Origin of the sequence: Streptomyces sp. NPDC000229 (assembly GCF_040300825.1) — a bacterium.
Lineage (GTDB): Bacteria > Actinomycetota > Actinomycetes > Streptomycetales > Streptomycetaceae > Streptomyces.
Genome location: NZ_JBEPEL010000029.1, coordinates 44,672 through 58,637, shown reverse-complemented (window position 1 = coordinate 58,637; position 13,966 = coordinate 44,672). Strand labels below are relative to the sequence as shown.

The following is a 13,966-nucleotide window of genomic DNA, read 5'->3' as shown; positions in this document are numbered from 1 at the left end:
GGACACAGAACACCGATTGACCCTGGACTGGATCGGTCGTTAGCTTCGCATTCGGCCGGGTTTCCGCGCGCCGACACAGAATTGACAAATCCCGGTTATGGATTACCGGGTGTCCGGCATGCCGAAATGCGCGCCTCGACGGTCCCGGCAGGAGTTCCCTTGCCGGCAAGAGCGAGAAGGCACGTGATCATGACTGATACGACTGATACCAGCACTGCCCCGTTCCTCGTCGACACCGCGGTGGTGCTCACGGACGCGGAACGCGAGCAGGTGCGCGCGGTGGCGGAAGGGCTCGTCCCGGCCGCCGGCGGTCTACTCGACGACCCCGCCTGGCTCTCGGCGGCGCGCGCCGCGTCCGAGAGCCTGCCGCACCGGCTCCGCTGCGGACTGCGCGACTTCCGTCACGACGCGGGCCACGACGGCACCCTGCTGATCCGCAACCTGCCCGTGGAGGCGGAGCTGCCGGCCACACCGACCCGGCGCGGGTCGGTGCGGCGTACCGCGACCGTCGCGGCGGCCGCCATCGCCACGGTGATGCTCCAGCTCGGCGAGGTGATCGCGTACCGCAGTGAGAAGTCCGGTGCCCTCGTGCAGGACGTCGTGCCCGTGCCCGGGCACGAGGAGGAGCAGAGCAACGCCGGCTCCGTACGTCTGCACATGCACACGGAGAACGCCTTCCACCCCAACCGGCCGCACTACGTGGGCCTGATGTGCGTACGCGCCGACCCCACGGGTGACGCGCGGCTGTGCACGGCCTCCGTGCGGCGGGCGCTGCCACTGCTGACGGACGAGGCCCGCCGGGTGCTGTCGGAGCAGCGCTTCATGACGGAGCCCCCGCCGTCCTTCGGCGACCTCGGCGGAGTCACCCCGGTGCACGCGGTCCTCCAGGGCGCCGCGGAGGATCCGGACGTGCTGGTGGACTTCGCCAGCACCCACCCGCTGGACGACGGGGCCATGCGGGCCATGGAGGAGCTGCGCGGGATATTCGAGCGGACCGCCCACGCGCACGACCTGGCGGCGGGCGACTTGGCGGTGGTGGACAACCGGCTCACCGTGCACGGCCGGACGTCGTTCAGCCCCCGCTTCGACGGTACGGACCGGTGGCTGCACCGGGTCTACGCCGCGCTGGACCGCCGCCGCAGCCGCCCCGACGCGGAGGCGGGCGGGGCCGTGCTGCGCTGACGTACCGGTGCCGGTGAGCGGCGTCCGGGGCCGAGGGGCCCGGGACGCCGCTCTTCCGCGTGGGCGCCGGCCGCCCGGGCCGGTCCGCCGGCGCGCCTACGCGGGCGCGCTCACGGGCGGTTGTCCGCGCGGCACCACTCCAGGACGGCCATCGCGCTGTGCATCTTGTTCTCGGCCTGCTGGAAGGCGATGCTCATCGGCCCGTCCAGCACGTCGGCCGTGACCTCCTCGCCCCGGTGGGCCGGCAGGTCGTGCATGAACGCGGCCTTCGGGCTGCCTTCCCACAGTGCGCCGTCGACCTGGAACGGGGCGAAGATTTCACGCCAGTCCGGGTCGGGCTTCGTGGTGCCGGTGGTCTGCCAGCGCGTGGTGTAGATGACGTCGAACCCCTCCGGCAGCCCCTCCATGGTGTGCTCCTCGCGCAGCACCGCACCGCTGCGCGCCGCGTGCCGCCGTGCCGATTCCCGCACCGGGGCGGCCAGCCCGTATCCGGGCGGCGTGCGCAGCTCGAACTCCACGCCCCGGTAGCGGCTGAGCGCCAGGGCGAGGGCGGCGGCGGTGTTGTTGCCCTCCCCCAGGTAGAGGATGCGCAGGCCCTCGATGCGGCCGAAGTGTCCGAGCAGCGTGGTCAGGTCGGTGAGGGCCTGCGTGGGGTGTTCGTCGGCGCTCATCGCGTTGATCACCGACATCCGGTCCTGCCGCGCCCAGGCCCGCATCTCCTCGGGGTCGCCCGCCGTCCGTGCCACCAGGACGTCGAGCATCCGGGCGAACACCCGGCCGGTGTCCTCGCTGGTCTCCCCGGTGTTGAGCTGGAGGTCGCCGGGGCCGTAGGTGACGATCGAGCCGCCGAGCCGCTGGGTGCCGGCGGAGAACGCGGTACGGGTCCGCGTGGAGGTCTTGGCGAAGTAGATGCCCGCGACGGAACCGGCGAGCGGGTTGTCGGGCACGGCGGTACGGGAGGAGAACGCCGCCCCCCGCGCGACGATGTGGTGCAGGTCCTCGTCACGCAGGTCGTCGAGCGAGATCAGGTGGCGGGCGGTGGACGGGGCCATCGGGTTCACCTTTCGGTAGGGGTGTCGAGGACGGCGGCGAGCCCGGCGACGGTGGAGTGCCGCAGGAGGGTGCTCAGTTCCAGGGGCAGCCCTGCCGCCCGGGAGGCGCTCAGCACGGACAGCGCCAGGAGCGAGTTCCCGCCGAGGTCGCGGAAGTGGTCGTGGACGCCGACCCGCCGGAGTCCGAGCACCCGCTGCCACACATCGGCGAGCCGGCGTTCGGTCAGGGTCCTCGGGGCCGTGTACGGGGCCCGGACGGCGGCGTCGGTGCGATCGGCGACGGCCGGGTCCATGTCCCGCCGGTCGTACTTGCCGTGCTCGGTCAGGGGCAGTTCCTTCACCACCCGGAACACGGCGGGGATCAGCGGTTCCGGCAGCAGGGCGCGCAGCCCGTCGCGCAGTTCGGCGGGCGTCGGCGTACCGCCGGGGCCGCCGACGGGCACGACCCAGGCGGCGGTCCGGCTGCCGCCCGCTTCGTCGGGCACCGCGACCGTGAGCGCTTCGCGCACCCGCGGATCGGTGAGCAGGGCCGCCTCGATCTCGGCGGGCTCGACCCGGTGGCCGCGCACCTTGAGCTGCCGGTCGGTGCGGCCGGCGAACTCCAGCTCGCCGCCGGGCAGTACCCGGGCCAGGTCGCCGGTGCGGTACAGCCGTGCGCCGGGAGGCCCGTACGGGTCGGGCAGGAAGCGCTCCGCGGTGAGACCCGGCCGCCCCGTGTACCCACGGGCCAGCCCCGGTCCGCCGATGTGGATCTCCCCGACGGCTCCGTCCGGTACGGGGGCCAGGTTCTCGTCGAGGACGCGCAGCGTGGTGCCCGGCAGGGCCCGCCCGAGCGGCACCAGGTCACGTACCGCGGGACCCTCCGTGCGGTAGGCGGACGCGGCCACCGTCGCCTCGGTGGGGCCGTACTCCGCGACCAGGCGCAGCGCGCCGCCGCCCGCGGCGATCCGGGTGGCGATCCGCTCGGCCCGCCCCGCGGGCAGTCCGTCGCCCGCGACGACGAGCAGGGCGGCGAGCCCGGCCAGCTGCTCGTCGTCGAGCTGCCGCTCCAGCAGCGCCAGGTGGCCGGGGGTCAGCCCGGTGAACGCGTACGGCGCTCCGGCCGTCAGCAGGGCGCCCAGCTCGTCGGGCCGCCAGTTCTGCGGCAGCAGCCGCACGGTCTGCCCGGTCAGCAGCGGCCCGAACAGCGCGGGCACCCCGAGGTCGGCTCCGATGGAGGTGAAGAACGGTGCTCCGCCCGTCGCGTCCGCGAGGTAGGTGCGTACGGCCCAGTCCAGATAGTGGCCCAGCGCCCGGTGGCCGACGGCGACGCCCTTCGGCCGTCCGGTGGAGCCGGAGGTGTGCAGGACGTAGGCGAGGCGGTCCTGGTCGAGCACGCGCGGGGGTGGCGTGGCGGACCCGGCCCGCCGCGCACCTGCCTCGTCCGGCGCGTCCAGCGCGTCCAGCGCGTCCGGCTCCTCCGGCGCGTCCGCGAGGAGCACGGTGTACGGGGCGCGCGCCGTGCCGGCGGGGGCGGTGACCCTCCGTTCGTGCCGCGTGCCCGTGACGACGATCCGGCAGTCCGTCCCCGCCAGCAGGGCGTGCAGCCGGGCGTCGGGAACGCACGTGTCGAAGGGGACGTAGGCGGCGCCCGTCTTCCAGACCGCGAGGAGCGTGACGACGAGGTCGATGCCCCGGTCGAGGAGCACCCCGACGCAGACCTCGGGTCCCGCGCCCGCCGCGTGCAGCCGCCGTGCGAGGCGGTTGGCGAGGGCGTCGAGTTCCCCGTACGTCAGCCGTTCCGTGCCGGTGGAGAGGGCGATCGCCCCCGGGGTTCGCCGTGCCTGTTCCTCGAAGGCGAGCACGGTGTCCAGCGGCCGGGGGCTGCCGGCGTGGGCCAGGACCTCGGTGCCCTGCTCCTCGTCCTCCGGGTATCCGCGCCGTGCGTCGCCCTCCGCACCGGTGGCGGCCATGTCGGCGAGTACGGCGCGGTAGAGCCGGGCGAGCCGTTCGCCGAACGCGCGGTGCAGGGTGCGGGTGTCCGAAGCGATGCTGAGCAGCCCGCGGGTGGGCGTGCCGACGACGAGCGGGAACTCATTGGGGCTGACGTCCCGGGTGACCGCGCTGTCGACGAGGTCCGCGTCGACCTGGTGGAAGTCCAGGTAGTGGAACAGGACGTCGACCAGGTGGCGTTCACCGCCCTCCTCGCGCATGGCCGGCATGGGGAAGCGCCGGTGCGGCCACAGGCCGACCTCGGCCTCGAACACCTGCCGGGCCAGCTCGCCCCAGGTGCGGGCGCCTCGCTCGTACGGGAAGGGGACGGAGTTGAGGTACATGCCCGAGACCCGGTCGGCGCCGCGTACCTCGGGCCGGGCGTCGATGACCATGCCGCCGCGGAAGGCGTCCTGCCGGGTGAGCATGCTGAGCACCTTGCTGTGCGCGGCGTGCAGCACGCTCTTGTACGGCACTTCGGTGGCGGTGGCGAGGGCACGCAGACCCGGTTCCAGGTCGTGCAGCGGGATGTCGATGCGGTACCTCTCGCCCGGCTCCTCCGGGGAGCCCGCCCAGCCGGGAGAGATGCGGAACTTCTCGTACCGGTCGATGAGTCCGCGCCAGTGGGCGCGGTCCTCGGGGTCGGCCAGTGAACGCAGCTCGGCCGCGATGAAGTCGGCGTAGCGCAAGGCGGGCGCGGGGGGTGCGGGTTCGGGGTCCTGTCCGGCCCGCAGCCGCCGGTAGGCGTGGAGCAGCTCCATGAGCTGGTTGTGGTAGCTCCAGCCCTCGATGGCGGGGTGGCCCTCGGTGATGGACAGCCACCAGCCGTCGTCGTCCAGTACGTGCGTGGCCATGCGCATCAGCGGGGCGGCACCGGCCTCGAAGAGCCGTTCCCGGTCCCGGTCGGCGAACGCGGTGAGCGCGGGCCACCGCTCTTCCGGGGGCAGGTGCCGCAGGTCGTGGTGGACGCAGGGCATCGAGCGGCGGGCGTGCACGATCTGGAGCGGCTGGGAGTAGCCGGTGAGCGCGAAGGAGGTCCGCATCACCTCGTGGCGTGCGACGACCAGGTCGGCCGCGGCACGGAAGGCGTCGGGGTCGAACGGCTCGTCGTCCTTGATCCGGAAGGAGGTGATGTTGTGGTAGCGGTTCTCGCCGCTGTCGCCGTGCATCTCGATGAACATGCCGGCCTGGGTGCGTGAGAGCGGGTAGGCGTCGACGGCGTCCGCCGGGAGGGCCGCCAGGTCCTCTTCCGCCACGAGCGCGAACGGCGCGACGGGGGTGAACCGCTCGGTGCCCCCGCCCTCTCCCTGGCCCAGGGCCCGGCACAGCGCCGCGACGGTGCGGTGCTCGAAGATGTCACGGACCGCGACGGGCTGTCCGCCCTCCCGCAGCACGCCGGCCAGCGCGACCGCCCGCAGCGAGTCGCCGCCGAGGTCGAAGAAGTTGTCGTGGACGCCGATCCGGTCGAGGCCGAGGATGTCGGACCACACGGCCGCCATGGCCCGTTCGTCGTCGGTGCGGGGGGCGACGTGCTCCCCGACGGCGGCGGCCTCGCGTCCGGGCGCGGGCAGCGCCCGGCGGTCGAGCTTGCCGTTGGCGGTCAGCGGCAGGTCCGGGAGGGTGACGAAGGCCGACGGCACCATGTACTCGGGCAGCGAGGCGCCGAGCAGTTCGCGGAGCCGGGCGGGTGCGAGGGCCGCCGGGTCGGCGTCGGCCGCGGGGACCAGGTAGGCGACCAGGCGTCTGTCGCCCGGTGCGTCCTCCCGTACGAGCGCCACGGCTTCGGCGACGGCGGGGTCGGCGGTGAGGACTGTTTCGATCTCGCCGGGCTCGATGCGGTAACCGCGCAGCTTGACCTGGTGGTCGGCGCGCGAGACGAAGTCCAGGTTGCCGTCGGGCAGTACGCGGGCGAGGTCGCCGGTGCGGTACAGGCGGGACCCCGGCGGACCGTAGGGGTCGGGCAGGAAGCGCTCGGCGGTCTGGGCCGGGCGGCGGGCGTAGCCGCGCGCGAGGCCGATGCCGCTGACGCAGACCTCGCCCACGCCGCCGATCGGTACCGGCCGCAGTTCCCGGTCGAGGACGCGCATGGAGGTGTGCGGGATGGCCCGTCCGATGGAGACGAGTTCCGCGTCCTGGGGGCCGTCGATGAAGTAGGCGGAGTTGCCGACGGTGATCTCGGTGGGTCCGTACTCGGCGGCGAGACGCGTGCCGTCGGGGCCGGCCATGTCCAGCCAGCGGTTGGCGAGCCGGCCGGTGAAGGAGTCCCCGGCGGCGATCACGACTCCCGCCAGCGAGGCCGCCTGCTGGCCGGTCAGCTGCTTGGTGAGCAGGTCGAGGTGGCCCGGGGTCAGCTTCACGAAGGAGTACGGGGCACGGCGGACGAGCTGTGCGCCCAGCTCCGTGATGTCGGTGTCCTGGTCGAGCAGGTGCACCGGCTCGCCGGTCATCAGCGGGGTGTACAGGTCGGGTACGCCGAGGTCGAAGGCGAGGGACGAGAAGAACGGGGCGCCGCCCCGGCCCGCGCTCGCGTAGGCGTCGACTGTCCAGTGGAGGTAGTTGGCGAGCCCGCGGTGGCTGACCAGGACGCCCTTGGGGCGGCCCGTCGACCCGGAGGTGTAGATGACGTACGCGAGGTGGTCGATGTCGTGGCCGCCGGGCGGCGGCGTGAGCGGGGTGGTGGCCTGCCGCTGGAGGGCGGCGCGGTCCGCGTCGTCGTCGACGACGAGGAGCCGGGCTCCGGTGCCGGCCAGTCGTGTCGCGTGGCGCCGTTCGGTCACGATCAGTTCGGTGCCGGTGTCGGCGACCATGTGGGCGAGCCGGTCGTCGGGGTAGCCGGGGTCGAGGGGGACGTACGCGGCTCCGGTGCGCCAGATGCCCAGCAGGGTGGCGACCGTCTCCGGGGTGACGTCGAGGAGGACGCCGACGGTGCGTTCGGGTCCGGCACCGAGTTCCCGCAGCAGGTGGCCGGTTCGGCAGGCGTGCGCGTCGAGTTCGCGGTAGGTCATGGTGCGGTCGCCGTGGAAGACGGCGGGGGCGTCCGGTGTCCGGGACGCCTGGAGCGCGATGGCCTCGTGGACCGGGCGCAGGGCGGCGGGGTCGAGCGGCGCGCGGGTGCCGACGGGGTCGGGCCTGCCGTCGATCAGCAGGGTCCGTTCGGCGTCGTCGAAGATGTCCAGGGCCGACACGGGGGTGTCGGGTGCCGCCGACACGGCGTCGAGCAGCCGGGTGTAGTGGCCGGTCAGGCGCTCGGCGGTGGTCGCGTCGAAGAGGGCGGTCGCGTATTCCAGCGCGCCGTCGATGCTGCCGTCGGGCCGCTCCTCCAGGTGCATGGTGAGGTCGAACCGTGAGGTGCGGCAGGGGACGTCGACCGGTGCGACGTCGACGCCGGGCAGGTCCAGCGGTTCGGTGGCGGCCGCTTCGGCGAGGTCGAACATCACCTGGTAGACGGGGGTGGTGGACAGGTCCCGTTCCGGTGCCAGCGCTTCGGCCAGCCGGTCGAAGGGCGTTCCGGCGTGGTCGAATGCGGCGAGGACGGTGCCGCGGTTGTCGGCGAGGAGGTGCCGGAAGGCGGGGTCGCCCTCCCACCGGGCGCGCAGCACCAGGGTGTTGTACGCGTACCCCGCCATGGTGGTGAGGTCGTCGCGGGTACGGGCGGAGACGGCCGTACCGACGGCGATGTCGGTGCCGCCGGTGTGCCGGGCGAGCAGGGTCTGGAACGCGGTGAGCACCACCATGAACAGGGACGCCCCCTGCTCGTCGGCCAGCGCTCGGAGCCGGGTGGCCACGTGCCGCGGCACGGTGAACCGCTGCTCGGCCCCGGCCCACGACCGGACGGCGGGGCGGGGCCGGTCGGTCGGCAGGTCGAGCGGGTCCAGCCCGGCGAGGTGCCGTCGCCACCAGTCGAGTTCCTCGCGCGCCGCCGCGCTGTCCTCCCGGGCGGTGAGCCAGGCGGCGTAGTCGGCGAACTGCACCGGCTCGGCGCCGAGCCGGGGTGCGGCGCCCTCGGTGCGGGCGCGGTACAGCTCGGACAGTTCCTTGAGCAGGAGCACTCGGGTCGCGGCGTCGCACACCATGTGGTGCAGCACGAACACGAGGAGGTGGTCGTCGTCGGCGAAGCGGATCAGCCGTATCCGCATGGGCGGTTGCGCGGCCAGGTCGAACGGGTCCAGTGCGGCGGCCTCCAGGCGGCGCTCGGCCTCGGCGTCGCGCTCCCGCGGGCCCAGGCCGCGCAGCTCGGTGACGGTGAGGTCGGCCGGCCCCGGCGGGTCGATGACCTGGCGTGGTTCGGTGCCGGTGAGGACGTAACGGGTGCGGAGGATCTCGTGCCGCGCGGTGAGCCGGTCGCACGCCGCGCGCAGGGCGTGCGCGTCGACGGGCCCGCGCAGCCGGTAGGCCATGGGCAGCAGGTAGTCGGGGGCTTTGGGGTCGAGCTGGTGCAGGATCCAGAACTGCCGCTGTCCGGACGACAGGGGGAGCGGCTTTCCGCGCGGCACCGGGGGGATGGTGTCGGCGGGCCGCGCGTCGCGGACGGCACGGGAGCCGGTACGGGCGGCGGATCCGGCCAGCCGGCGGCGCAGCAGTTCCTCCCGGAGGGCGGCGGCGTCGGTGGGGGTGGGTTCCGCCTGGCTCGTCTGCGGTCCGGTCACGGATGGATCTCCTTGTGTGCTGCGGCCAGTTCCGCGTCGGTGAGTGCCGCGATCTCCGCGCGTACGGCGTCCTCGACGGCCTCGGCAAGGCCGGCCACGGTGGGGCGGTCGAAGATCGTGCGCGGTGGCAGTTTGATGTCGTAGGTCTCCCGGATGCGGGCGATGACCCGCGCGGCCCGCAGCGAGTCCCCACCGAGCCTGAAGAAGCCGGTGCGGGCGCCGATGCGCGGTACGGCGCCGTCGGCCCCGGCCAGCACGTCGCTCCAGATGCGGGCGATGGACTCCTGCAGTTCGCCCTGGGGCGCGGTGTACGCCGTGTCGTCGGACTCGCCGTGGGCGGGTGCGGGCAGCGCGGCGAGGTCGACCTTGCGGTGCCGGGTGAGGGGCAGGGCGTCGAGCGGGACGATGTAGGTGGGCAGCATCCACTCGGGCAGGCTGCGGGCGCAGTGGTCCAGCAGGGTGCCCAGGTACGGGAGCTCCTCCCCCGCCGCCGGGACGCAGTAGGCGACCAGGCGGGCCTCGTCACCGGTGCCGTGCGGGACGACGACCACCTCGCCGACGGCCGGGTGTTCGGCCAGTACCGCCCGCACCTCGCCGGTCTCCACCCGCCGGCCGCGTATCTTGACCTGTCCGTCGGCGCGGCCCACGAAGTGGAGGGTGCCGTCGGGCGTCATCCTGACCAGGTCGCCGGTCCTGAACAGCCGGGAGCCGGGCGGGCCGTAGGGGTCGGGCACCAGGCAGGCGGCGGTGGCGCCGGGGCGTCCTGCGTAGCCGCGGAACAGTCCGGTGCCGCCGACGCACAGTTCACCGACGGTGCCCAGGGGGACCGGCCGCAGCTGCGGGTCGAGCACGTGGGTGGTGGCGTGGGGGTAGGGGCGGCCGATGGGGACGGCGGAGGCGGTGCTGTCCGCCTCCCACCGGGTGGCGGCGATGGCGGTCTCGGTGAGGCCGTACTCGTTGACGAACCGCTTCAGGCGGTCGGCGAGGTCGCGGGCGAGGGCGGGCGGGCAGGGCTCGCCGCCGGTCTGGCCGGTCAGCGGCCTGCTGCCGAAGCCCGCGTCGATGAGCATCCGCCACAACGGGAAGCCGGCCTGGAGGTGGGAGACGCCGTGCCGGTCGATCAGGCCGAGGAGCGCGGCGTGGTCGGACGTCTCCTCCTCCCGGGCCAGCACGACCCGGCCGCCCGCGAGCAGCGGCATGACCAGTTCGGTGAGGGCGATGTCGAAGGTGGGCTGGGCGAGGGCGAGCCAGGCGTCGTCGGCGCCCTCGCCGAACCCGAGGTGGGCGCCGTTGGCGCGCAGGGTGCGCAGGACCGCGCGGTGCTCGACGGCGACGCCCTTGGGGCGCCCCGTGGTGCCGGAGGTGTAGATCAGGTAGGCGAGCCGGGCGGGGTCGCGCTCGGCCGGTGTCCGTTCCCGGTCGCCGCCGCGCGTGCCGTCGCCGGGGACGACGAACGCGCCGTGGTGGTGGGGCCGGAGGCGCTCGGCGCCCGCGGTGTCGGTGAGGACGGCGGTGACGCCCGCGTCGGACAGGATGTGCGCCAGCCGCTCGTCGGGGGCGGCGTGGTCCAGTGGTACGAAGGCGGCGCCCGCGCCCCACACGCCGAGCATTCCGGCGACGAGGCCGGGCGAGCGGGGCAGCAGGATCGCGACGGTGTGCTCGGGGCCGGCGCCCACGGCGCGCAGCTCGCGGGCGATGCCCTCGGCACGGTCCGACAGCTCCCGGTAGGACCACTGCTCGTCCCCGCACAGGACGGCGACCGCGTCGGGCGTGGCGCGGGCCGTCGTCTCGAACGCGGCGTACACGCAGCCGTCGGGGGCGGTGTCGGCGGGGCCGTCGGGGGCGGCGAGGGCGGTCAGCCGGGCGCGCTCGTCCTCGGGCAGCAGTTCGGCGGCGGCCAGGGTGGTGCTCGGGTCCGCGACGAAGGACTCCAGGAGCCGTATCCAGCAGGCCACGAACCGGTCGACGGTCGCCTCGTCGAACAGCGCGGTCGCGTAGTGGGCGCCGACGTGCAGGGAGCCGTCGGCCCGGTGCTGGACCACCAGGGAGAGGTCGGTGCGCGCGGCGCGCCAGGCGTCACGGAGCGCGATGCGGCCGGCCTCCGGTACGGCGGTGGCGGTGCGGCCTTCCTCGTGGAGGTCGAAGACGACCTGGTAGAGGGGCGTGCGGGAGGTGTCGCGCTCCGGTTCCAGCTCCTGCACCAGGCGGTCGAAGGGCAGCTCCTGGTGGGCGAGGGCGTCGAGCACGGTGTCCCGCACCGATTCCAGCGCCTCCAGGACCGTGCTGTCGGCGTCGGTGCGGCAGCGTACGACGAGGGTGTTGAGGAAGAAGCCGACGGTCTGGACGACCTCCGGCCGGTGGCGCCCGGCGACGGGCACGCCGACGGTGAAGTCGGTGCGCCCGGTGAGCCGGGTCAGCAGGGCGGCGAAGGCGGTCAGCAGGGTCTGGTGGAGGGTGGCTCCCGCGCCGCGGCCGAGGGCGGCCACGGATTCGGTCAGCGCGGCCGGCACGGTACGGGTCACGAGGCCGCCCCGGCCGTCCCGCTCCGGTGGCCGGGGGCGGTCCCCGGGCAGTTCGAGGGGGGTGATGCCGTGGAGGATGGTGCGCCAGTGTGCGAGGTCGGCCTCGGTGTCCGCCTCGGGGCGGCGGTGCTGCCAGGCGGCGTGGTCGGCGAACTGTACCGGAAGTGGGGGCAGTTGTGGCGCGCTGCCTTCGTGCAGGGCGGTGCCCAGAGCGTGCAGGTCGCGTTCCAGGATGACCGATGACCAGCCGTCGGAGGCGATGTGGTGGACGGTCAGCAGCAGCAGCGGGCCGTCGTCGCGGGTGCGGACCAGCAGGGCGCGCCAGACCGGCCCGGTCTCCAGGTCGAAGCCGTGGGAGAGTTCGCGTTCGGTCAGGGCGCCCAGTTCCGCCGCGTTCGCGGCGTCGGCGACCCGCAGGTCCACCGACGGCGCGGGCGGGTCGATGAGTTGTACGGGTCCCTCGTCCCGCAGTACGTAGCGGGTGCGCAGGGTCTCGTGCCGCTCGACGAGCCGCGCCAGCGCCCCGCGGACGGTCTCCTCGCTCCATTCGGCGGGCAGCCGCATCCACTGCGGGGACACCCATTCCGGGCTTCCGGGCTGCATCTGTTCGAGCAGCCACAGTCCGCGCTGGCCGGACGAGAGGGGCATGCCGTCGCCGTCGCGCTCCACGGGAACGACCGCGTCGTCCTCCGGGGCGGCGTCGGCGTCGCCGTGCGCCACGGCTGTGCCCACCGGCCGGGCGGGCTCGCCCCCGGACAGGAACGCGGCCTGGGCCACCACGGTCGAGGCGGCGAACAGGTCACGGAGGCCCACCGCGGCGCCCAGCGCGACGAGCCGTGTGGCGAGCTGGGGCACCTGGAGGGAGGAGCCGCCGTGCTGGAAGAAGTCGTCGTGGACGCCGATGGCGGTGAGGGGCAGGCCCAGCAGCTCGGACCAGATGGCGGCCACGGCCCGCTCGGCCGGGGTCCGCGGGGCCGCGGAGCCGGCGTCGTCGCCCGTGCCGCCCACCGCCGCGGGGACCGGCAGCGCGGCGAGGTCGGTCTTGCCGCTGGGGGTGCGGGGGAAGTCCGCGAGCGGCACGAAGACGGCCGGGACCAGCGGCTGGGGCAGCGTACGGCGCAGGAAGGCGCGCAGATCGGAGGGGGAGGGCGCGGTGCCGCGGACCTGGATCCAGGCGGCGAGACGCTGTCCCCCCTTGCCGTCCGGGACGGCGCCGGCCGCTGCCGCGTCCACCCGCGGGTGAGCGGCGAGGGCGGCTTCGACCTCTCCGGGTTCGACGCGCACGCCGTTGATCTTGAGCTGCTGGTCCAGGCGTCCGCGGTACTCCAGTACTCCGTCGGGGCGTTGCCGCACAAGGTCGCCGGTGCGGTAGGCGCGGGCCCCCGGCGGGCCGGCCAGATCCGGAACGAAGCGCTCCGCGGTGAGTCCCGGGCGGTCCAGGTACCCGAGGGCGACCCCGGGCCCGGCGGCGTACAACTCGCCCTCGCCGCCGGGCGGTACGGGCGTGCCGTTCTCGTCGAGGACCAGGGCGCGCATCCGGCCGAGCGGCCGGCCTATGGGCACCGGACCATGGGTCTGGGCCGGGTCGAAGCGGTGCTCGGTGATGTCGACCGAGCACTCGGTGGGCCCGTAGGTGTTCCAGATCTCGACCTGCGGAACCCGCGCCAGCAGCCGGTGGCACAGCTCGGCGTAGAGCGGCTCCCCCGCGCTGAACAGCAGCCGCAGCGCACCGCAGCCGTCCCAGCCGGGCAGCTCCGCCAGGGCGCGCAGCACCGTGGGCACCGCTTGGAACACCGTGATCCGCTGCCGGGACACGGTGTCGAGCATCGCCGCGGGGTCGTGCTCGACGCCGTCCGGCGCGAGGACGACGGTGGCACCGCTGATCAGGGGCGCGAACAGTTCGAGCCCCGCCGCGTCGAAGCCGATGGTGGTCTTCTGGAGCATCCGGTCCCCGGGACCGAGCCCGTGTCCCTCCGCCAGCCGGCGCACCCGGTGGGCGATGCCCTCGTGCGGGACGACGACTCCCTTGGGGCGGCCGGTGGAGCCCGAGGTGTGCAGGACGTACGCGGCGCCGTCCGCGCGCGCTTCTCCGCCGCCGGCTCCGGGACGCTCCGCCTCCTCCTCGTCCGCGACCTCGTCCACCATCAGCATCGGCGCGGCGGCCGGTTCCGGCAGGGCGGCGCGGGAGGCGCGCTCGGTGAGCACCACGGAGGGAGCGGTGTCGGCGAGGGCCCAGGAGAGCCGGTCGGCGGGGTGGGCCGGGTCCAGGGGTACGTACGCGGCGCCCGTCTTCCACACCGCGAGGAGAGCCGCCACCAGATCGGTGCCGCGGCGCAGGCAGACGGCCACCCGCCGGTCCGGGCCGGCGCCGAGCGCGCGCAGCCGGCGGGCCAGGGTGTCGGCCCTCCGCTCCAGTTGTGCGTAGCTGAGCCGCGCTCCCGGCCCGCCCGCGTCCTCGACCGCGACCGCGTCCGGTGTGCGCGTGGCCTGCACGGCGATCAGCTCGGGCAGTATCCGGATGTTCACGAAGCCCCCTTCGACAGAAAACGCACCGCACGGGAGAGGCTGAATTCACCGACGAGCAGCACGGAAT

Annotated in this window: 4 protein-coding genes; 1 reads left to right on the top strand and 3 read right to left on the bottom strand. The window is 74.5% G+C overall.

Going from position 1 to position 13,966, the window contains the following annotated elements; all coding sequences use genetic code 11:
* Positions 1 to 189 precede the first annotated feature (189 nt).
* The gene (locus tag ABT360_RS16825) at positions 190 to 1,182 is read left to right on the top strand and encodes a TauD/TfdA family dioxygenase (RefSeq protein WP_351816141.1); all 993 of its coding nucleotides are present in this window, start codon (positions 190 to 192) and stop codon (positions 1,180 to 1,182) included.
* A gap of 110 nt (positions 1,183 to 1,292) precedes the next feature.
* Here the strand turns inward: ABT360_RS16825 and ABT360_RS16820 are convergent, their stop codons facing one another.
* From ABT360_RS16820 to ABT360_RS16810, 3 genes are read right to left on the bottom strand one after another with little or no spacing between them, the layout of a single operon-like run.
* Positions 1,293 to 2,234: an ornithine carbamoyltransferase gene (locus ABT360_RS16820; RefSeq protein ID WP_351816138.1), complete on the bottom strand. Its 942-nt coding sequence runs from the start codon at positions 2,232 to 2,234 to the stop codon at positions 1,293 to 1,295.
* A 5-nt stretch (positions 2,235 to 2,239) separates the two neighbouring features.
* Positions 2,240 to 8,851: an amino acid adenylation domain-containing protein gene (locus tag ABT360_RS16815; protein ID WP_351816135.1), complete on the bottom strand. Its 6,612-nt coding sequence runs from the start codon at positions 8,849 to 8,851 to the stop codon at positions 2,240 to 2,242.
* Positions 8,848 to 13,899, bottom strand: a complete 5,052-nt coding sequence (locus tag ABT360_RS16810) for an amino acid adenylation domain-containing protein (RefSeq protein ID WP_351816132.1) — start codon at positions 13,897 to 13,899, stop codon at positions 8,848 to 8,850. Before ABT360_RS16810 ends, ABT360_RS16815 begins: the two co-directional genes overlap by 4 nt.
* Between the last annotated feature and the right edge of the window lie 67 nt (positions 13,900 to 13,966).